This is a genomic window from Xanthomonas sp. JL1 (genome assembly GCF_038405005.1).
Window position 1 is genome coordinate 1 of record NZ_JBBYGR010000008.1, and the last position, 21,327, is coordinate 21,327.

16 protein-coding genes and 5 pseudogenes are annotated in these 21,327 nt (G+C 64.9%); 9 read left to right on the forward strand and 12 right to left on the reverse strand.

The window, feature by feature from the left end:
* The 5 genes and pseudogenes from WJW29_RS01720 to WJW29_RS01740 all read right to left on the reverse strand — a co-directional run.
* A partial coding sequence (locus WJW29_RS01720; protein ID WP_146770905.1) for a transposase occupies positions 1–373 on the reverse strand: 373 nt, incomplete at its 3' end.
* Positions 374–464: 91 nt separating this feature from the next.
* Positions 465–1,660: pseudogene (locus WJW29_RS01725) on the reverse strand (FAD-dependent oxidoreductase); the annotation flags it as partial.
* Positions 1,657–2,907 (reverse strand): FAD-dependent oxidoreductase, encoded by a 1,251-nt coding sequence (locus WJW29_RS01730; RefSeq protein WP_011409084.1) that lies wholly within the window; start codon positions 2,905–2,907, stop codon positions 1,657–1,659. The pseudogene WJW29_RS01725 and the gene WJW29_RS01730, both read right to left, overlap by 4 nt.
* A gap of 7 nt (positions 2,908–2,914) precedes the next feature.
* Positions 2,915–4,159: a DUF418 domain-containing protein gene (locus WJW29_RS01735; protein WP_011409085.1), complete on the reverse strand. Its 1,245-nt coding sequence runs from the start codon at positions 4,157–4,159 to the stop codon at positions 2,915–2,917.
* Between the two features lie 227 nt (positions 4,160–4,386).
* A complete protein-coding gene (locus WJW29_RS01740; protein ID WP_011259794.1) occupies positions 4,387–4,866 on the reverse strand; it encodes a peptidylprolyl isomerase in 480 nt (159 codons plus the stop codon).
* Between the two features lie 110 nt (positions 4,867–4,976).
* On the opposite strand from WJW29_RS01740, the gene WJW29_RS01745 reads away from it, so the two are divergent.
* Together WJW29_RS01745 and WJW29_RS01750 are read left to right on the forward strand one after the other, a co-directional pair.
* Positions 4,977–5,513: a C40 family peptidase gene (locus tag WJW29_RS01745; RefSeq protein WP_027704197.1), complete on the forward strand. Its 537-nt coding sequence runs from the start codon at positions 4,977–4,979 to the stop codon at positions 5,511–5,513.
* 109 nt (positions 5,514–5,622) lie between these two features.
* Positions 5,623–6,372 carry a C40 family peptidase gene (locus WJW29_RS01750; RefSeq protein WP_011259796.1) on the forward strand — a complete coding sequence of 250 codons (750 nt, stop codon included), beginning with the start codon at positions 5,623–5,625 and terminating at the stop codon, positions 6,370–6,372.
* Positions 6,373–6,579: 207 nt separating this feature from the next.
* Here the strand turns inward: WJW29_RS01750 and WJW29_RS01755 are convergent, their stop codons facing one another.
* The 3 genes and pseudogenes from WJW29_RS01755 to WJW29_RS01765 form a co-directional block, all read right to left on the reverse strand.
* The gene (locus tag WJW29_RS01755) at positions 6,580–7,071 is read right to left on the reverse strand and encodes an acyl-CoA thioesterase (protein ID WP_011259797.1); all 492 of its coding nucleotides are present in this window, start codon (positions 7,069–7,071) and stop codon (positions 6,580–6,582) included.
* Positions 7,072–7,317: 246 nt separating this feature from the next.
* Positions 7,318–8,153 (reverse strand): annotated as a pseudogene (locus tag WJW29_RS01760) (class I SAM-dependent methyltransferase).
* Positions 8,154–8,162: 9 nt separating this feature from the next.
* Positions 8,163–9,504 (reverse strand): annotated as a pseudogene (locus tag WJW29_RS01765) (dicarboxylate/amino acid:cation symporter).
* A 143-nt stretch (positions 9,505–9,647) separates the two neighbouring features.
* Here WJW29_RS01765 and WJW29_RS01770 point away from each other — a divergent pair.
* From WJW29_RS01770 to WJW29_RS01790, 5 genes and pseudogenes are all read left to right on the forward strand, one after another.
* Positions 9,648–11,354, forward strand: coding sequence for an alkaline phosphatase (locus WJW29_RS01770; protein ID WP_069963877.1), 1,707 nt, complete (start codon positions 9,648–9,650; stop codon positions 11,352–11,354).
* Between the two features lie 33 nt (positions 11,355–11,387).
* The gene (gene tilS / locus WJW29_RS01775; RefSeq protein ID WP_011409090.1) at positions 11,388–12,692 is read left to right on the forward strand and encodes a tRNA lysidine(34) synthetase TilS; all 1,305 of its coding nucleotides are present in this window, start codon (positions 11,388–11,390) and stop codon (positions 12,690–12,692) included.
* Positions 12,693–12,723: 31 nt separating this feature from the next.
* A complete protein-coding gene (locus tag WJW29_RS01780) occupies positions 12,724–12,984 on the forward strand; it encodes an exodeoxyribonuclease VII small subunit (protein WP_011259802.1) in 261 nt (86 codons plus the stop codon).
* A gap of 1 nt (position 12,985) precedes the next feature.
* Positions 12,986–13,861 carry a polyprenyl synthetase family protein gene (locus WJW29_RS01785; RefSeq protein ID WP_011409091.1) on the forward strand — a complete coding sequence of 292 codons (876 nt, stop codon included), beginning with the start codon at positions 12,986–12,988 and terminating at the stop codon, positions 13,859–13,861.
* A 683-nt stretch (positions 13,862–14,544) separates the two neighbouring features.
* A pseudogene (locus WJW29_RS01790) lies at positions 14,545–15,626 on the forward strand (M35 family metallo-endopeptidase).
* 69 nt (positions 15,627–15,695) lie between these two features.
* Here WJW29_RS01790 and WJW29_RS01795 read toward each other — a convergent pair.
* From WJW29_RS01795 to pmbA, 3 genes are all read right to left on the reverse strand, one after another.
* Positions 15,696–16,160 (reverse strand): DUF4870 domain-containing protein, encoded by a 465-nt coding sequence (locus WJW29_RS01795; protein ID WP_027704198.1) that lies wholly within the window; start codon positions 16,158–16,160, stop codon positions 15,696–15,698.
* Between the two features lie 212 nt (positions 16,161–16,372).
* Complete coding sequence (locus WJW29_RS01800) at positions 16,373–16,693, reverse strand: hypothetical protein (protein WP_069963878.1); 321 nt, start codon at positions 16,691–16,693, stop codon at positions 16,373–16,375.
* Positions 16,690–18,057 carry a metalloprotease PmbA gene (gene pmbA, locus WJW29_RS01805; protein ID WP_042465665.1) on the reverse strand — a complete coding sequence of 456 codons (1,368 nt, stop codon included), beginning with the start codon at positions 18,055–18,057 and terminating at the stop codon, positions 16,690–16,692. The genes WJW29_RS01800 and pmbA overlap by 4 nt, the downstream gene beginning before the upstream one ends.
* Before the next feature lie 145 nt (positions 18,058–18,202).
* On the opposite strand from pmbA, the gene yjgA reads away from it, so the two are divergent.
* Complete coding sequence (gene yjgA, locus WJW29_RS01810) at positions 18,203–18,784, forward strand: ribosome biogenesis factor YjgA (protein ID WP_011409095.1); 582 nt, start codon at positions 18,203–18,205, stop codon at positions 18,782–18,784.
* A gap of 256 nt (positions 18,785–19,040) precedes the next feature.
* On the opposite strand, the gene tldD is transcribed toward yjgA, so the two are convergent.
* Positions 19,041–20,486: a metalloprotease TldD gene (gene tldD / locus WJW29_RS01815; RefSeq protein WP_011259808.1), complete on the reverse strand. Its 1,446-nt coding sequence runs from the start codon at positions 20,484–20,486 to the stop codon at positions 19,041–19,043.
* 98 nt (positions 20,487–20,584) lie between these two features.
* Here tldD and WJW29_RS01820 point away from each other — a divergent pair.
* Positions 20,585–21,327: pseudogene (locus WJW29_RS01820) on the forward strand (DUF6065 family protein).

Sequence of the window (21,327 nt, forward strand, 5' to 3'; positions counted from 1 at the left end):
TCTTGTGCTTCATCCGCCAGGCGGTCTTGTAGTTGACGCCCAGGTGACGCATCAGCTCCAGCGCAGCCATGTTGGTCGTGGTCGAGGTCAACAGGTGCAGCGCCAGCATCCAGGTGCGCAGTGGCAGCTGGGTGCCCTGGAACATCGTGCCTGCGATCCGGCTGGTCTGATGCCGGCACGTGCTGCACGGGTAGTAGATGACGCCACCGCGCTTGAAGCGCGAGCGCGCTCGTCCCGCGCAGCACGGACAGCGAAATCCCTGGGGCCACCGCCATCTGTACAGAGCGCGGTAGCACTTGGCCTCGGTGCCGTAGGACACAAAGAACTCAGGCATCGACACTCCAGCCTGGAACTGCAAAGTGTTGATGCTCATCTCGCCACCTCGTTGACGTCAGGTGACGGCACCATCACCCCCGCCTGGCGCATATCCTCCGACTGCTGGCTGAAGGTCGGGGCTAATCAGGTACCAGCTTGAACAAACTGCGCTGCGGAACGTCGGCCAATGCATGCAGCATCGGGCGGAAGTTGCTGCGATAAACGCGTACCGCCCCGTTGTAACGCGCACGCGCCTGTTCTTCGGTCAGCCCGACATTGCCATTGCCAAGCGGCGGGTGCGAAAACACCACACTGGGCACGCCTTCGTAGTCCATCCGTGCATCCGTGCATCCGGCTCATTGCCGAACAAACGATCCATCAACTTGCGGCCCGCAGCGATTGCCACTGGCGTCAGCCCGACCTTGCCGCCTACATCGCCGATCGCATGGATATTCGGCACGTTGGTGGTCTGGCCGTCGTCCACGAGCACTTCGCCCTTGTCGCCGAGCGCAACACCCACCGTATCCAGGCCGAGCCCGGCGGTATTGGCGCGGCGGCCTGCCGCAAAGAACACCTTGTCGAAAACGTCGTTGCCCTGCTCGCGCGGATGCACGGAACGACCACGCACGCGCATCGCCCCCTGCGCATCGCGCTCCAACGCCGTGGTGGTGAAACCGAAATGCAGCCGCACGCCCAGATGACGCAGGTTGTCGGCCAACTGCAAAGTCAGTTCCGCATCGAAGCGCTCCAACAAGCGCTCGCCTTGCAAGAACAGATGCACACGACTCCCCAAGGCTTGCAGCAGACCTGCGATTTCTACGGCGATTAACCGCCGCCGATAATCGCAACCTGCTCAGGCGCATGACAGAGGTTGAAGGAATCGTCGGAGACTTCGCCATGCCCTGCGCCCTCCACGTCCGGACGCAGCGGATGTGCCCCGGTGGCGATCACGATGTGCTCGGCGGCACCGGCACGCCGTCGCTGCCCATGATGGTGTGGCGGTCCTGCAGCACGCCGCGCTGCGGGATCAACGCCACACCATCTTCATTGAGACGGCGTCGATAGCTGGCGTGGATGTAGGCGATATACCCCTGCCGATGCGTGACCAGCGCTTGCCACGCCAGCGTCGGGCGCAACACGGCAAATCCAAGCGCACCCGCCAGCTCGATCTTGCCAGCCAGATCGCCTTTTTCGGCACGCAGCCGAGATTGACGCAGGTGCCGCCCAATTCGTTGGGCTCCATGATCGCGACGCGCGCGCCATGTTTTGCTGCGCGAAATCCTGCAGCAAGGCCGCCGGAACCGCCGCCCAGAATCACCACGTCGTAGTCGTAACGCGCACTCATGCGAATCGCTCCGCCCGGTAAGGATGCGGGTCCAGCGCAGGTGCGCGGCCCGTGATCAGGTCGGCCATCAATTGTCCGCTTGCAGTGCTCATGCTGATGCCGAGCATGCCATGCCCGGCTGCGAGCCAGACGTGAGGATGGCCCGGCACTGCGCCCAACACCGGCACATCGTCCCAGGTCATCGGCCGCCATCCGTACCAGCGTTCGATCACTGCAGGACCGCAAGGCGCATGCAGGTACTCGGCCGCTGCACGTTCCAATGCAGCCAGACGCGTGGCATTGAGCTGCGTATCGCGCCCGGAAAATTCCATCGTGCTGCCGATGCGCAGGCGGTCGCGCCACGGCACCACGAACACCCAGCGATCCTTCAGCACCACTGGGCGATGCGGCATCACCTGTGGCGCGCTGTAGGTGATCGAATAGCCTTTGCCAGCCTGCACCGGCAAGCGCAGACCAAACTGCGCCGCCAGCACCGGCGACCATGGTCCGGTCGCAATGACCACCTCGCGCGCATAGCGCTTGCCGTGCTCGGTCTGCACGCAGGTTCCAGCTCCATCAGGTGTGAGTCCCTGCACACGGCAGTGCGCATCGATTTCCACGCCATGCGCGCGCAGCACTCTCACCAGCTCAGCGGTGTATTGCTCCGGGCGCAGATGCGCATCGCCAGGGAAATGGATCGCGCCGGCAATGCCATTGCGAAATGCCGGATCCTGGCGCACATAGTCCGCACCTTCGATCACCTCGGCCCGGATACCCCACTGCGCCAGCAGCGCGCACTCATCGCGGTATTGCGCAAAGCAGCGCGCATCGCCAAACACGTAATCCAGTCCGTCGTTACGAAATTCACAGTCCAGCGCATACCGCGCCACCCACTCGTCGAAGCGCTGCCGCGCATCGTGCAACAACGCCGCGCGCGCCTGCGCACTGGACTGCCAATCGCGCGCATTGCAACGCCGTGCGAAGCGCAGCAGCCAGCGCCATAAGCCGGGATCCAGACGTGGTGGGATATACAGCGGCGCATCCGGGGTGAACATCCATTTCACCGCCTGCGCAAGCATGCCGGGCGCCGCCAGCGGCGGTGCATGGCTCGGCGTGATGGTGCCGCAATTGCCGTAAGACGTCGCTGCACCCGGCGCACCGGCATCGAGCACATGCACTTGCCGGCCCGCTTGGACAAGTGCCAGCGCGGTGGCCAGGCCAATCGCGCCCGCACCAATCACCAGAACGTCGTCGCGAACGGCGCGCATGCAGGCGCTACCCGGCGCGCTTGGCGCCGCGCCACATCGGCGGCACATGCAGATAGGTCACGCTGCGCCACGGCCATTCCATCGGTCCGAAGCGGAACCAGTGCAGCCAGCACCGGCTCAGCAGCACCTGCAGCGCAAAGAGCCCCAGCGCGAACGGCAATTGCCACACACGCGGCAACTGCTCGAAATAACCCAGCCCATAGCCGTAGAAGATGCCGGTGCACACCAACGATTGCAGCAGGTAGTTGCTCAATGCCATCCGCCCCGCTGGCGCAACCCACGCCAGACGCGGTGCCAGGCGCACCACCCATGCGGCATAGCCCAGGCACATCAGCGGCCCGGCGATCAGCGACAGCGCGAAGGCGCCGGACAGACGCATGTCCAGCCGCGCCGGATCGATCCACGGTTCCAATGCATAACTTGCCAGCATCACGCACAGCCCGAGCGGCAACACGGCATAGCGCATCGTTGCAAACAAGCGCGGGAAGCGCTCGGGCGTGGCGATCGCGCCGCTACGTACGAACCAAGTACCTAGCAGGAACATGCCGAACATGGACGGGCCATTGATGCCGAGGCCGGTCATCGCCGCCTGAAAGTCATGCCACCGCTGCACCGTCGCCTGCAGATAGGTGCCGCTGCCGAATGCGGCGCGCTGCGCCTGCACATTCGCCAGTGCCTGCTGCGCGGCATCGGCCATATCCGCTTTCCACTGCATCGCGGCGGCAGGATCGGCCTGCGCCAATTCGCCGGCCACGCCATACAGCAGGGCCAACCCAGGTGCGCACAGGTACACCAACGCGGCGAACCATGGCAGCGTGACCGTTGGCACGTTGCGCGCGCTCAGCAGCAATAACGCCAGCAGTGCATAGATCACCAGAATGTCGCCGGACCACACCAGCAAGGCATGGCCAAGGCCGATTGCCAACAGCCCCAGGGTGCGACGTAGATACAGGCCGAAGAACGCGCGCCCAGCCTGCGCGGCGCGCTGCGCCATCACCGCAAAGCCCATCCCGAACAACAACGAAAACAGCGTGTAGAACTTCCCTTGCACGAACACGTAGACCAGCGCATCGGCGATACGATCGGCACCATGCCAATGCGGATCGACCCCGGTCGTGGCCAGATCGAGCGGCCCGACGAAGGCTTCCATGTTCATCAGCAGGATGCCCAGCAGCGCCACCCCGCGCAGGACGTCCAGCACGACGATGCGCTCGGTCGCAGCAATGGGGAACAGCATGTCGCGGGATGTCATCACGGCTCAGGCAACTAGATGCGGCGGCGCGCGCCGCAGAATGCAAACGGCCCACCGAGGGGGCGGGCCGTCAGGAACAGCAATCGCACACGCTCTGCCCCATACGCGGCGAGCAGACTGGCGCGTGGGGCGTTGGCAACATCGCAGCGCCCCAAGACCGGCATGCGACAGCTGCGCACGCGCGCACCGCTGACCCGAACACCGCGCAACCGGATGCCCGCCCGATCTTAGTAGTGATGACTGCCATCGCCGTGCACATGGCCATGGTCACGCTCTTCGGCGGTGGCTTCACGCACCTCGACGATTTCCACGTCGAAATGCAGATCCTTGCCGGCCATCGGGTGATTGAGGTCCACATCGACCACGCTCATGCCGACCTTCTGCACGGTGACCGCACGCGGGCCGAAGTTGGTCTGCAGTACCACCTGGGTGCCGGGCACCAGCTTGGTGGCGCCGAAATGCTTCTTGGGCACGCGCTGGCCCAGGCCTTCGCGGTATTCGCCATAGGCGTCGGTGGCCTTAACGTCCACGCCGAAGCTCTCGCCGGCTTCCTTGTCCATCATGGCCGCTTCCAGGCCCGGGATGATGTTGCCGTGGCCGATCATGATCGCCAACGGGTCACGCTCCTTGGAGCTCTCGATCGGCTCCTGGCCGATCTCGGAAACGGTGTAGTGGAAGCGGACGACGCTGTCTTTTTCGATCTTCATGCGTAGCTCTGAATGAGGCTGCCCGGTGGCAGAGGGTGGTGGACGGCTTGTCGGCCGCCGGGTGCGCCGCCATCATGGCGACCTTCCGAACCGGCCATTATCCCGGCTCCATGCATATGACGCCAGTTTTCGCCGCTCGCCCCCGACGCGTCGCGGCCAGCCTGTTGCTGGTCCTGCTGCTCCTGGGCGGTTGTTCGTCGCAAGCGCCGGTCCGGCGTCCAGCCGCACAGCCCCCGGCAGCGCGCGTGTGGCCGCAGGTCCCACCGGCCGACCCGGCCGCCGCCAACAACATCCTGATGCGCGCGTTGGGGCTGGTGGGCACGCCGTACCGCTTCGGCGGCAATACGCCAGAGACCGGCTTCGACTGCAGCGGGCTGGTGACCTATGTGTACAAGGATGTGCTGGCACTGCCACGCACCTCGCGCGAACTGGCCGCGATCCAGGGCCCACGCATCCCGCCAGAGCGGCTTGCCACCGGCGATCTGGTGTTTTTCGGCTCCGGCGGCAGCGTGACCCACGTCGGCATTTATGTCGGTGAAGGTCGCTTCGTCCATGCCCCCACCACCGGCGGTACGGTCCGCTTGGATTTTCTTGATGGAGCTTACTGGCGCGACCACTATTCAGGTTCAAAGCGGGTTTTGCACTGAAATGTCACTTTCATCATAAGTCATAAAACGGAAATTTAACTTTTTTTGAACGTAACGATTCTTTCACCAGGGCATTATCGCGCATCGACAGCAGAACTGTGATTCCCGCGTGACGAACGACGAACAGACCACAACTGGCGCCGCACCGCTTCCGCCCCGGAAACCGCTCCGCCTGCTATGCGCCACCGCTCTCTTGATTTCAGCACTTCCCGCATTCGCGCAGACCGCCAGCAGTACGCCATCCGCTCCGCAGACGACCACGCCTGACAGCACCGTCGCCGCCGAGAAAGCCGCAACCCGCAGCCGCGCCGATGCCGCTGCCACTGCAACGCTGGCCGCCCTGCTTCCGCACCTGGCTGCAAACGACGCCATTCCGCTGATGGACCGCTCGGCAATGTTCGCCGGCGATCTCAGCCGCCTGCTTGCCAATTACGACGTGTCGCAGAGCGCAGCCAATGCTGCACAGAACGCCGTGGCCGACAGCCGCGTGCAGGTGATCCTGCAGCGCGCCATGGCCCTGCTCGGCACTCCGTATGTCTGGGGCGGCGAGTCCACCGAAGGGTTCGATTGCAGCGGCTTGGTCGGCTATGTGTTCAAGACTGCGCTCGGCATTGATCTGCCGCGCGTCTCGCGCGACATCGCCCGCGACGAATCGGCCGAACTGATCAAGGACCCAAGCGCGCTGAAGGCTGGCGACCTGGTGTTCTTCGGCAAGCGCGGTCGTATCGACCATGTCGGCCTGGTGGTCGGCGACGGCAAGTTCCTGCACGCGCCCAGCCGCGGCAAGGACGTGCGCGTGGATTCGCTGGCGAGCGGCTACTGGAGCGAGAAGTTCATCCAAGCGCGTCGGGTGCTGTAACGCCCGGTTGCTTCGCCTCCGTCATGAAAGGCCGCGATGATCTCGCGGCCTTTTTTGTTGCGCGGTGCGGGGTGGCTACTTCAATGTGCACGCTGCGCGGCATGTGCTCGCGCATACCGGCTTGAGGGACAAGCGAGCCGGGCGCTACTCTGCCTTCAGCACATCGCCTGCCATCGGGCAGATGACCTACCTGCGCCGTGGCGCCGGTTACCCCGAGGTATCTGCCCTGTAATGGGCCATGGTGTCCTCGATGCCCTTGCTCAACTCCATCACCTTGAGCGCGTAGTCGGCCAGGCGTTGATCTTCCGGGGTGTCGGGCCGCCAGGACGGCACTTCGACCGGAGTGACGCCGTCCGGGTCCATCGCCACGAACACGATGATGCAATGCGTGCACAGGCGCGAATCGCCGCCCATCGGACTGCGCGCGCGTACGTCGATGGCCAAATGCATGCTGCTGCGGCCGGTGTAGACCAGCTTGGCCGACACCGCCACCAGATCGCCGATGCGCACCGGCGCCACGAACCGGATGCCGCCCACCGCCACGGTGACGCAGTAATGCCCGCTCCAACCGCTGGCCGCCGCAAAACCAACCTGGTCGATCCACTTCATCACCACGCCGCCATGCACCTTGCCGCCGAAGTTGACGTCGCTGGGCTCGGCCAGAAAACGGAATGTCAGATCACGCTGTTGGCCAATCACCGCCCGCCCTCGTCAATGGATGAGCTGGAAGTGTGCCATGTGGGTGGAGACTCGGCGTACCTGCAGCGCCCTCACCGTATCGGTCGAGGCGAGCGCGCTACGAACATCGGCAAGCGTCACCTCATACCTGTCCATCAGCCAAGATGCTGGATGCGTTGAAATGCATCGCGCGAGCCTGAGAAGCGTCGTCATCAGATCGCCTGACTCACGCTGCCCCGCATTATCAGACAACGCCAACACGCGCACTCAACTGCCAATCGCCCTGACATTGTCCCGCTTGCGCAGACGCAGCCACGGGAAATGCGGCTGCGGCAATCTGAGCGTCTTGCGCACGCGGGCGCTCCAGCGGCGCGGGTCGAACAACCACTGCACGGCAAAGCGATCGAACGTCGCGTAGGTGTGCTGGTGGTAATGCGCGGCCAGTTGCGGAACGCCCAGCTCGGTGAAATAGCGCAGGCTGCGCGCGGCACTTTCCTGGCAGCGTTGCGGCGTGGCGTAAAGCGGGCTGTCGAGAATATGCAGCTCGCCATCCTCGCGCAGTTGGGCGAGCAAGCGCACGATCAATGCGGCAGGGTCGGCGAAATACTGCACGCAGGCCGGCAGCAGGATGACGTCGAATACATCGCGTGGCAGCGCCAGGGTCTGGATGTCGGCAGCAACGAAACTCAGGCGCAGCTCGTGGCCGAAGACGCGTGCGGCCTGGACAAGTTCGGTGCGATTGACATCGATGCCGCAGACCTCGCGTTGCAGCGACTGCGCCAGCAAGTGCGATAGCCAGACATTACCGCAACCGAGTTAGAGGATGGCGCCTTCGCCGGCATGCGTGCCCAGGTGCTGCACCAGCAAACTGCTCAACAGCGCGCGCACGCGCCATTCCAGCGTTGCCCCAGTTTTCCGCCCGGACGCGGCAGGCTGCGCACCTGCGCATCGGTGTACAGCCGGCCCTCCTTGCGCCGGATCTCCAGGTAGTGCTGCTCGAACGGGTCGTCGGCCAAACCGCGCTGCACGAACACGCCATCGACGCTCTCTAGCCCGGGCAGTTGCTGCAGCCGTTCGCGCAGCATGGGAAATCCAGCACGCATCAAGCCGCCTCAGCGCATTGGCCTGGCGCTGTCAGCCGGCGATTCTTCCAGTCCCACATTTGGTGGAGGCGGAGTCGTAGATGCGCTTGTCGAGCAGTCCGGTTTCCTTGGCCACCAGCACCGGCACCAGCATTTGTCCGGTGACGTTGGTCATGGTGCGCATCATGTCCAGGATGCGATCGATCGCATACAGGTAGCCGATCACTTCCAGCGGCAGATTGGCGGCACTCAGCACCACCGTGGCCATGATCACCGCAGTGCCCGGCACGCCGGCCGTGCCGAAGCTGCCGAGCACCGAAGCGATCAGCACCACGAAATACTGATTGGCGGTCAATGGCACGCCGGTGTATTGCGCAATGAACACCGCGCACAAGGCGGGAAAGATTGCGCCGCAGCCATCCATCTTGATGCTGGCGCCCAGCGGTACCGCAAATGCGGCATAGTCCTTGCTGACACCCAGGTTATGCGTGATCGAACGCATCGCCACGGGCATTGCCGCGAAACTCGATGAGCTCACAAACGCCACCTGCATGCCGGGCGCGGCACCGCGGAAGAACTTCCACGGGTTGAGCCCATGTGCGAGCAACAGACTGCTATAGACGACCAGGATCTGGATCGCGCAGGCCACATACAGCGCCAGCACGAAATTGCCGAACGGCAGCAGTTTCGCAAAACCGTAGCTACCGACCAGGCTGGCAATCAGGCCGAACGTCCCGAGCGGGGTCATCTCCAGCACGAAGCGCGTGACCTGGATCATGATGTCGCTCATCTGCCCGGTGAGCTTGCGCGCCTCGGCCACACGCTCGCCGAGCTTGACCATCGCAAACCCCAGCAACCCGGCGAAGAAGATCACCGGCAGGATCGACCCACGCCCCGCCGCCAGCACCGTTTCGCCGGCCGCGTTGGTCTTGGTGCCGATGCCGGTCAATGCGTAGAACGGGTTGGACGGCACCACGTCCAGGAGTACCTGGATCGGGTTGGGCACATCGCGCGGCTTCCAGGCCGAATCCACACTCAAACTGAAATGACCGGCGCCCGGCTGCATGATCGTGCCGACAGCCAGGCCCACGCCCACCGCCAATGCCGCGGTGATGACGAACCATAAAAACGTGCGTCCACCGAGGGCGGCGACCGACTTTTGCCCGTGCAACGACGAGATCGCATTGATCACCGCGAAGAACACCAGCGGGATCGCGATCATCTTGATCAGGGTGACGTACAGATCGCCGAGTGGACCGAACCACACATCGGCTGCCGGGCCCATGGCCGCACCGATGATCGCACCCAGCGCAAAGCCGGCCACCACGCGCTGCCAGAACGGAATGCGCAACCAGGCCGCAACCAGTTTCATGTCGTCGAATCTTCCGGGGGGAGAGTGCATGCACCATAGCCCAGGCCCGCGCCGCCCGCGAGACCACAGCTGGAACAGCGCTGTGTCATCGGTGTGACACCATCCAGCGCGGCATAATGGGCATTGATTGAGCCACGAGTTCGATGCCGATGCGTTACCGCCTGCCTGCCCTCGCCGCCCTGACCACGCTGTGCGTCGCCGCCTGCGCCTCCACCGCCGGGAGCAGCGCCTGCGCACCGGCGTCGGTCCGCGTAGAGGTGCCGCAGGTGACGCACCCGGCCGGCGAAACCCCGCAGTGGTGGTACCGCTCCGGCGCCGCCCACGCGGCCGGCAATGGCGCCATGGCCGGCAAGGCACGCAACGTGATCCTGTTCCTGGGCGATGGCATGAGCCTGACCACGGTCGCCGCCGCGCGCATCCTGGACGGCCAGCGCAAGGGCGGGCCGGGCGAAGAAAACCTGCTATCGTGGGAGCAATTCCCCGCCACTGCCTTCAGCAAGACCTACAACACCGACTCGCAGACGCCGGATTCGGCCGGCACCATGACCGCGATCACCACTGGCGTGAAGTCGCATATGGGGGCGATCGGGGTCAGCAGCGGTCACCGCAGCGATTGCGCCGACAGCTTGAACAAGGGCCTGTTGAGCTGGCTGCAGCTGGCCGACAGCGCCGGCATGGCCACCGGCATCGTCACCACCACGCGCCTGACCCATGCCACGCCAGCGGCAACCTATGCGCATTCGCCGGACCGCAACTGGGAAAACGACACCGACCTTCCCGAATCGGCGCGTGCTGCCGGTTGCCAGGACATCGCCCAGCAAGTGCTCTCCACCGCCCGCTACGGCCGTGGCCCGCAGGTGGTGTTGGGGGGAGGACGCAGCCAGTTCCAGAGCGTGCAGGAACGCGACCCGGAATACGACGACAAGATGGGCTTGCGCTTGGATGGCCGCGATCTGGTCGCCGAGTGGAAACAGGCGCACCCGCAGGGCGCCTATGTCTGGAACGAACAGCGGTTAAAGGCCGCGGCCGGCGCGCCGGCGTTGCTGGGCTTGTTCGAACCTGACCACATGCAGTTCGATCACGACCGCAACCGCACCCCGCAGGGCGAGCCCAGCATGACCGAGATGACCCGCACCGCGATCCAGTCGCTGTCGCGCGACGCCAATTGCTTCGTGCTGATGGTCGAAGGCGGTCGTATCGATCACGCCAACCACGCCGGCAACGCCTACAGCGCGCTCGATGAAACGGTGTCGCTGTCCGATGCCGTACGCGTTGCCGTGCAGACCGCGCCGCCGGACACGCTGATCATCGTCACCGCCGACCATTCGCATACGCTCAACTTCGTCGGCTACCCGTTGCGCGGGAATCAGATCCTGGGCAAGGTGCACGGTACCGACGGCGAAGAAGGCGACCGTAGCCAGCTGGCTACAGATCTGGCCGGCCAGCCCTACACCACGCTCAGCGACGCCAACGGCCCCGGTTACACCGGTGCCAGCAACGCGCAGCCGGCCGGCCCCAAGAAGTATCCGCATGAACCCAGCAGCAGCGAGCCGGCGTCCGGCCGCCCCGACCTGACCCACGTCGACACCGAAGCGCCCAGCTACATGCAGGAAGCGCTGGTGCCGACCAAATCCGAAAGCCACGGCGGCGAAGATGTCGGCATCTGGGCCACCGGCCCCGGCAGCGCCGCGTTCCGCGGCACCTTAGAGGAGAACGTGATCTACCACGTCATCGTCCAGGCGACCCCGCGCCTGCGCGCGCACCTGTGCAAGGCGGGCACCTGCGATGCCGCCGGCGTGCCGGTGGAGTTGCCCAAGCCGACCACCTTCGAGGCTGCGGTCAAGCGCTGATGCGCGCGCAGTATTGGCCGCAGGATCGCGCTTGTGCTGACCGACACCCCGCTACGGCTGCCTGCCATCCCGCCCGGCCCGGTGCTGCTGGCCTACAGCGGCGGGATGGATTCCAGCGCGCTGCTGCAGTTGCTGGCGGCAACGCCGCGCTACCGCCAAGCAGGATTGCGCGCGCTGCATGTGCATCACGGGTTGCATGCCGATGCCGACGCCTGGGCCGCGCATTGCCAGCGCAGCTGCGATGCGCTGCAGGTGCCGTTGCAGATCGTGCGGGTGCAGGTCGAGCGCGATAGCGGCCTCGGCCTGGAAGCTGCAGCACGCAACGCGCGCCATATTGCATTCGCGCACACCCTTGCCGCTGGCGAGTGGCTGACGCTGGCGCACCATCGCGACGATCAGGCTGAAACATTTCTGCTGCGTGCGCTGCGCGCCTCTGGCCAGGAAGGGCTGGCAGCGATGCGCCCGCAGCGTCCGTTCGCCGACGGCACGCTGTGGCGCCCGTTGCTGGCGCATTCCCGCGCCGATCTGCTCGCCTATGCGCTCGCGCAAGAGGTGCGCTGGATCGAAGATCCCAGCAATGCCGACCCACGCCACGACCGCAATTTCCTGCGCAGCCAGGTCTTGCCGTTGCTGCAGCAACGCTGGCCGCAAGCAGCCGATGCGTTGGCGCGCAGTGCGCAACTGAGCGCCGATGCCAGCGCATTACTGCTGCAGCAGGACATGGCGTTATTGCCAAGCGTGTGTACCGCAAGCGGCGCGCTGGATCTGCACGCGTTGCGTGCGCAGCCTATCGAGCGAAGGGCAAGGCTGCTGCGCGCGTGGGTGAGCGCTGCGCATGCACCGCCGCTGCCGGCGCAAGGCGTGGCCGCACTGGAACGCGAAATCGACAATCACGCCGCAGATCGGCAGGCGTGCTTCGCGTGGCAGCAGGTGGAAGTACGCCGTTGGCGCCAGCGCCTGTTTCTACATCGCCCCGCTGCAGCCTGGCCAACAGACTGGCAAGCCGCTTGGGATGGCGCAGCGCCGTTGCAATTGCCCGATGGTGCGCAGTTGCGGTTGCTGGGCGCAACCGGCCTGCGTTTTGCGCAACCGCTGCTGGCGCGCGCGCGCCGGGGCGGCGAGCGCATCGTGTTGCCGCAGCGCACGCATGCGCATCAACTCAAACATCTGCTGCAGGCGCTGGACCTGCCGCCATGGGAACGCGCGCGCCTACCGATCCTGTGGGAAGGCACGCAGGTGCTTGCCGCCGGCGATCGCATCATTTCCGGCAGTTTGGACGCATGGTTGCAAGCAAACGCCGCAGCGCTGCAATGGTGCGCAGCTGCCGATGCGAATTGACCCGCCTGCGCGCGCGCCGCACACTTTAGCGATGGCCAAGAAGTCCTTGAACGAAACGTCCCCGGTTGCCCGCTTCGAACAGTCGCTGGAAGAACTCGAGCAACTGGTGCAGAAGATGGAAGTCGGCGATCTGAGCCTGGAGCAATCGCTCACGGCCTATGAGCGCGGCATCGGGTTGTACCGCGATTGCCAGCAGGCGCTGGAACAGGCAGAACTGCGCGTGCGCCTGTTGACCGACCCTGCCCGCCCCGAGCTTGCCCAAGCCTTCGAACCGCCGTCGCTGGACGGCTGAGGTGAGTTCGGCGCTGTTCGACCACTGGATCGCCCGTACCGAACGCAACCTGGAAGCCGGCTTGCCGAGCGCCACGTGTGCGCCGCATCGCTTGCATGCAGCGATGCGCCACGCGGTGCTGGGCGGTGGCAAGCGCATGCGTCCGCTGCTGGTCTATGCAAGCGGCGCACTGTTCGGCGCGGCTGAAGATCAGCTCGACACGCCCGCGGTGGCGGTGGAACTGATCCACGCCTATTCGCTGGTGCACGACGACTTACCGGCGATGGACGACGACGCGCTGCGCCGCGGCCAGCCCACGGTGCATATCGCCTTCGACGAAGCCACCGCCATTCTCGCCGGCGATGCCTTGCAGACACGCGCCTTCGAATTACTGGCCGCTGCCTCTGCCAGCGCCGAACTGCGCGTGGGCTGGATGCAGAGTCTGGCAACGGCTGCGGGCGCGGCCGGCATGTGCGGCGGCCAGGCATTGGATATCGATGCGACCGGGCAACTGCAGCCCTTGCAGGACCTGCAACGCATGCATGCGCTCAAGACCGGCGCGTTGATCCGTGCATCGGTGCATATGGGCGCGCTCACCGGCGGCGCTGCAACGGCCGACCAGCAACGTCTGGACGAATTTGCCGACGCGCTTGGCTTGGCCTTCCAGGTGCGCGACGACATCCTGGACGTGGAATCGAGCTCGGCGCAGTTGGGCAAGACCGCTGGCAAGGACGCGGCGCAATCCAAATCCACCTACCCCGCCTTGCTCGGAATGGACGGCGCCAAGGCGAAGTTGGCCGAGCTGGCCACGCGCATGCATGACGTGCTGCAGCCCTACGGGCAACCCGGCGAGACATTGGCCAGCTTGGGCCGGTTTGCGGTGGACCGTGCGCACTAGGCGCAGTTGGCAATGCGGCTACACGCCGCAGTGAGCGGCTGCGGCCAAGACCCGAATCGATCTTCGGCGTCCAATTAGACTCCATGGCATTCCGTCTCCCGTATGGCCACATATCGGCCATGCGTGACATAACACCGGCCGCGCAGGGCACGATCTGCGCACTCCATGCGCCAGCGCACGGTCAACGCCTGCAGGGGGATTTTCCAGCCAGAGAACTTGATCACATATCGGAACTTTTCTTGCTTGCGTTTGTGTCGGCAACTGACACGCGCGAACCGCCGACAAGTGACGGACTGCATACTTTAATGCTGGATTATCGGAAAATCATACATTTCAGTACTGCTCAGAATCCAATCAAGGCCAAAAATATACCCAATGAAACGACTTGTCGCGTCTGCTTTGTTCTGCCTAGATTCGGATTGTCCGCATCCGCGGACATCCCCCGACCTGATTAGCCCTGACCCTCAGCTGGATTTTTGTTGCAGTCCTGCAAATAGCTTCGTTTTACCGATGTGTTCCATGATGTCTGATCTTGGCGCTGCTGATGCGAGGAGCCGGTGCGAAGTTCTTTCAGCCAGGACCCCATGGCGGCCTGGCATTGGGCCGGTTTAGCGATAAGCGCGGAGGTGCTGTTGCTGAAAGTCGGGGCTAATCAGGTCCCCCGATCAGTCGGAGAATCACTGGTGAAGAACGTTTTTCCCGCATCGTTTGCAGCAGGCACGCTGGCCGTTGTTGGCGTACTCGGATCGGCGCAGGCGCAGTCCGTGCGCGGCCCAGTTGCGTTGACCATCGAACTGTCGCCCGTGGCCGACCAGGCTGGCCGCCATCAAGGCAAGATCGCCGTCACCGTCACCAACAACAGCAGCCAGGTCGCACGCGTGCCGACCTATCAGCTGCCACTGAAGTCGCTGGACAACGGCATTCTGGAAGTGAGCCGCGACGGCAAGCCGGTGGACTACATCGGGCGCCTTGTCAAGCGCGGCCTGCCCAAGGCGGCCGACTTCACCATCCTGCAGCCGGGCCAAAGTGCGAAGGGCGAGGTCGATCTGGCCGGCGCCTACGATCTGTCTACCAGCGGCAACTACACCATCCAGGTGCGCTCGGTGCTGCAGTACGCCTCCTTTTCCGACGGTAGCCTGATGAAGGCCGCCAACGGCGAGCCGGCCGTGGCCACCAGCACCCCGATCACCGTGTGGCTGGACGGCGCACGCCGTGGCGTGCAGCGCCAGCTCAGCGTCGGCCCGACCGCCGTGGTCAACGGCATCAACTACCTCAACTGCAGCACCACCCGCACCAGCCAGGCAGGCACTGCGGTGACTGCCGCGCGCAACTACCTCAACGCCGGCAGCACCGGTGCGCGCTACACCACCTGGTTCGGCACCTATAACGCCTTACGCTATAGCCGGGTCAGCTCCAACTTCGTCAACATCGACAACGCGCTGGACCAGAACAACGGCCAGCTGAGGATCAACTGCAGCTGCGAAGCGAATCTGGCGGATGCGTATGCGACACCTATGTCAATCCGAACCAGCCGTACGAGATCCATGTCTGCGGCGCGTTCTGGAGTGCATCGACCACCGGCACCGACTCCAAGGCCGTCACCTTGGTGCACGAGACCAGCCACTTCACCGTGGTGGCCGGCACTCAGGACCGCGTCTACGGCCAGTCCGGCGCACGCAGCCTTGCCCAAAGCAATCCGGCCCAGGCGATCACCAATGCCGACAGCCACGAGTACTTTGCCGAAAACACCCAAGCGCAGAACTGAGCGCATCATCGTCTGAAACGACAAAGGCCCGGCAGCGATGCCGGGCCTTTGTGTTTCGCACCGCGCCGATTACTTGATCAGGCGCAGCGCGAACGGATAGCGGTAGTACTCGCCGTTGTTGGCCTTGACGGCGGCAACGATGCAGAACACCTGGCTGGCAATCCAAACCAGAGTGAGCAGGAAGGCCAGCGCACCAAGCGTCACCACAGCCAAAATGACAGCCGCGATCATGGCTAGCGTCACCGTGATCTGGAAATTCAATGCTTCCTTGGCTTGATCGGTGGCAAAGGGTTGGGACGGGCTGGCGTCTTTGCTGATCAGCCAGATCACTAACGCGCCGATGAAACAACTAACGATGCCAAGCAAATGGGCAGCCAGCGCCAGGGTGCGCTCCTCCGACGGTGTGCTGGTACCGACCGGCGGCGGTGGCGGTGCGGCGTGCGATTCGAATTCGCTCATCATGTGTGCCCATGCATGGTTGTGGTGCGGCGGACTATAGCAACGATTCAGCCAGCCACCAGTGCGGAAAGACAGGGCATCTAACCGGTGACATGGCTGCAAAGCCTGCGCCACCATGCGTCGCCGTCACGCGCACAGCAGTGGCGGTATCGCGGCACCGCCATAATGCAGTGGATAGCGATAGCGCTCACCGCACGCCGCCTTTATCGCGGCACGTAAAGACAACACCATTGCTACCAGCAACGCCGGTTTCAGGATCGCCCCTAACACTATTCCGGCGCCAAAGATCACCAACGTAGGCGCCAGCAACAGCATGTCGATGTGGAAAGCCCACCGCCCAGCAGCATGGCCTGCCGGGCGTGCTCCGCAGCGAACGGCAGCGTATCCCGCATGGCCATCCATATCGCTCCGGGCAGCAGCCAAAGCAACAGCCACCACCCTGGCGCGAAGCCCATGTTGACAGCGCCCGCGACGAACAGGCCGATCCACAGCGAAAGATGCGCAACCGCCGCAAGCGTGCGCTCCTCGATGGAGGCAGGGCTGTCGGTCGTGACGTGGCCTGTGCCCTCGTCGTGCGCGAATGGACCTTCAGGCGTTGGTTCGTTCACTCGTTGCCGGCCACGGTCATCTTGCCTACGAGCACCGAGCCAATCTTGACGTGTGAACGCGGGTCGACATCGCTGCCCACCGCTTCGATGCCGGCAAACATGTCACGCAGATTGCCGGCGATGGTCAGGCCATCGACCGGGTAGGTGATCACGCCGTTTTCGATCCAGAAACCGCCGGCGCCGCGCGAGTAATCGCCGGTGACGGGATTGACGCCATTGCCCATCAGTTCGGTGACCAGCAGGCCGCGCGACATGCCGGCAATCATCGATGCCAGATCGCCTGCGTTGGCAGTGACCTGCAGGTTATGCACGCCACCGGCATTGGCGGTGGTCTGCAGGCCCAGCTTGCGTGCCGAATAACTGCCCAGCACATAACGCTGCAGCACGCCGTCGGTGATCAATGCCGAACGCCGCGTCGCCACGCCTTCGCCATCGAATGCGGCAGAGCGCAGGCCACGGCGCAAATGCGGCAGCTCCTCGATGTTGAACCAGTCTGGAAACAGCTTGGTGCCCACGCTGTCGAGCAGGAAGCTGGCGCGGCGATACAGCGCGCCACCGGAGACCGCACCAAGCAGATGGCCGACCAGCGAGCGCGCCACGTCCGGTGCGAACAGCACCGGCAATTGGCCGGTGGGCAGCGAACGCGGCTGCAAACGCGCCAGAGTGCGCTCGGCGGCATGCCGGCCGATCGCATCCGGTGCTTCCAGATCTTCGCGCGCCAGTGCGCTGCTGTACCAGCCGTCGCGCTGCATGCCATCGCCCTGCCCGGCAATCAGCGCGCAACTGATCGAATGGTGGGTGCCGCGCTCGCGGCCGATGAACCCGTGCGAATTGGCGTACACCGACAGACTGAGCCCGGTGCTGGCCGAGGCGCCATCGGAATTGCTGATGCGCGCGTCGGCGTCGCGGCCGGCGGTTTCGCAGGCCAGCGCCAGATCCACGGCGGTGTCTGCGTCCAGCGCCCATGGGTGCCAGCTGTCCAGCTCGGGGAACTCGCGCGCCATCAGCTCCGGATCAGCCAGGCCGCTGGCGGCGTCGTCTTCGGTGAAACGGGCGATCGCGCAGGCCTGCGCCACGGTGGATTCCAGGCTGGAATCCTGCAAATCCGCAGTGCTGGCACTGCCCTTGCGCTTGCCGAAGTAGACCGTCACCGCAATGCCGCGGTCGCGGGTGGATTCGACCGTCTCCACATCGCCCAGCCGCACATTGACGTCCAGGCCGCGCTCTTCGCTACAGCTGACTTCGGCCTGGGTGGCGCCGGCCGCGCGTGCGCGCTCAAGCAGGCGCTGCGAGATGTCGGTGAGCGCGTCCAGGCGCTGCAGGCTGTCGTCGGTGACACGGATTTCAGAGGAGAGTGCGTTCAATGCTTTATCCTTGAGAACGCGGATCCGTCCGCGAAGCCCGGCCATCCTTGGCCGGAGTGTTTGAATTCGGTGCGGAGTGTTCCGCCGACACCCGGCCGTTCAAGGCCTGAGCTGTTTATCAACCAAGTTTCGGGATGTAGTGGCAATGCGCGGACGCGATGAAGACACCGGTGAATTTCGCGGCGCCAGCCGTAGCCAGCAGCGGCGCGAAGCGCTGGAGATTTTCGACCTGGGCGAGAAGCTGGTCGCGCTGACCCCGGCGCAGCTGGCCAAGTTGCCGGTGCCCGAGTCGCTGATCCCGCATATCGAAGAGAGCAAGCGCATCACCTCGCATATCGCGCACAAGCGGCAACTGGCGTTTCTGGCCAAGCACATGCGCCGCGAGGACGACGAGACCCTGGCAGCGATCCGCGATGCGCTGGACGCCAACAGCGACACCGCGCGCCGCGAAGTGGCGGCGATCCACCGGGTAGAGCGCTGGCGCGAACGCCTGCTCGCCGACGGCGACGCGGCGCTCGCCGAACTGCTGGAAGCCTACCCGGCCGCCGACCGCCAGCAACTGCGTCAGCTGGTGCGTAACGCGATCCACGAACGCGCCAAGAACAAGCCCCCGCGCGCCTACCGCGAACTGTTCCAGGTGCTGCGCGACCTGTCTCAAGAGCAGGGATTGGAGAGTGGGGATTCGGGATTGGAAGACGGCGAATCGGCGTTGGAAGACGACGAGTAAGGCGTCGCGGAAGCGGCGGCACAGCAGACCGGCAGTGATCGCCGACCGGCCCGACCTCCACCGCCAATTCCTACCGCGACGCGTCGAGGTCGATGTGCCGCAGGCGCCAGACACACGGCAACGAACTCCCGCTGCGACGACCTCCAAATCCCGATGCCGCAAGCGCATTGGGACCGCTGCATCGCAAAAGCCAGAAACCCCGCTCTGCGCTCCTGCCATTGCGAATCCCAAATCCCGATTCCCGAATCCCCGCATCTCAGGCCTGCGTTCCGCCAACGGTAATGCCGTCGATCAACAGCGACGGCTGGCCGACGCCAACCGGCACGCTCTGCCCGTCCTTGCCGCACACGCCCACGCCTTCGTCCAAGGCCAGGTCGTTGCCGATCATCCGCACCTTCTGCATGGTCTCCGGGCCGTTGCCGATCAACGTGGCGCCCTTGACCGGCGCGGTGACCTGGCCGTCTTCGATCAGGTAGGCCTCGGTGGCCGAGAACACGTACTTGCCGCTGGTGATATCGACCTGGCCGCCGCCGAAGTTCACCGCGTAGATGCCCTTCTTGACCGCGCGGATCATCTCTTCCGGGTGGTGCTGGCCGGCGCGCATGTAGGTATTGGTCATGCGCGGCATGGTCAGGTGCGCGAACGATTCGCGGCGACCGTTGCCGGTGGGCGCCACGCCCATCAGGCGCGCGTTGTGGGTGTCCTGCATGTAGCCCACCAGCACGCCGTCTTCGATCAGCGTGGTGCATTGGCTGGGTGTGCCTTCGTCGTCGATGTTGAGCGAGCCACGACGGCCGTCCAGGGTGCCGTCATCGACGATGGTCACGCCCGGCGATGCCACGCGCTCGCCCATGCGTCCGGCGTAGACGCTGGTGCCCTTGCGATTGAAGTCGCCTTCCAGACCATGGCCCACCGCCTCGTGCAACAGCACGCCGGGCCAGCCCGGGCCGAGCACCACCGGCATCACGCCGGCCGGCGCGGGGATCGCGTCCAGATTCACCAACGCCTGGCGCAGCGCTTCGCGCGCGAAACCTTCCGGGCGGCCGTCGGCAAACAGTTCGGCATAGCCATAGCGTCCACCGCCGCCGGAATAGCCGGATTCGCGGCGGCCGCCCTGTTCGACGATCACCTGCACGTTCAAGCGCACCAGCGGGCGCACGTCGGCTGCCAGCACGCCGTCGCTGCGGGCGATCAGTACCGTGTCCACGCCGCCGGACAGGCTCACCATCACCTGTTTGACCCGCGGGTCGGCAGCGCGCAGAAACTGGTCGATCCGGCGCAGCAGGTCCACCTTGGTGGCGCTGTCCATGTCGTCGACCGGGTCGGTGGCTGGATACAGCGCGCGGCCACTGCCGCGCACCAGCGAACGGGTGGATTGCGCCCCGCCCTCACGCGAGATCGCGCGCGCGGAGTGCGCCGCTTCGAGTAGCGCATCGCGGTGGATGTCGTCGGAATAGGCGAAGCCGGTTTTCTCGCCGGCGATCGCGCGCACGCCGACTCCTTGTTCGATGGAATGCGTCCCGTCCTTGACGATGCCGTCTTCCACGCTCCAGCTCTCGCGCCGCGAATGCTGGAAATACAGATCGCCGAAGTCGATGCCCGGCCCCAGCAGGGCGCCGAAGGTGCGGTCGAGATGGCCGGCATCCAGGCCGGAAGGAAGCAGCAGCCGGGTTTCGGCCAGAGTGAGAGCGTTATCGGTCATGTGGTCAGGATGGGGCCCGCGCGCCGGGGAGACAAGTCGTTCCGCTGAACATGCGCGCAGCTATCATCGCTGGCCCGTTCTTCACCGATCCCCCGCGCATGAAGCTCATCGCCCACGTTCTGGACGGCCACACGCTGGACATCCGCCCTGCCCCGCATGAGCGCGCGTGGATGGACGCCACCGACCAACGCTACGCGTATCGCTGCCTGCCGCTGGCGATCGCCAATGCGCATGGCTGGGAGCTGCTGTGCCAGTCCGGTTTCGAGGCCAGCTGGGACGGCAGCGACGTGCTGGCAGCGATCACCATCACTGCCGACGCAGACACGCATGCACCGGCGATCAGCCACTTCGGCCATGGCGTGCTGACCTTCCATGTGCCCTGCCTGTTCCGCACCGACACCGGCGTCGATCTATTCGTGACCGGGCCGTTGAACCAGCCCAAAGACGGCATCGGCGCACTAAGTGGCATGGTGGAAACCGACTGGAGCCCGCACAACTTCACCATGAACTGGCGTTTCACCCGCCCCGGGCGGGTCCGCTTCGAAGCCGGCGAGCCGTTCTGTCACCTGTTCCCGCTGCAACGGCAGTTGATCGAGCAGGTACAGCCGCAGTGGAAGCCGCTTTCCGAAGCGCCGCAGCTGGCACAGCAACACGCCGACTGGACCCACAGCCGCACGCGCTTTCTGGATGAATTGCCCGATGCGCAATCGGCGGCAGCGCGCGAGAAATGGCAGCGTGGCTACTTCCTTGGCGTGACCGCACCCGGGCAGCGGAGCATCGCTCGCGCCTGCGGCTGCCGATGTTTACCCGTGCCGGCAGCGACGACACGCCCGCCGACTGA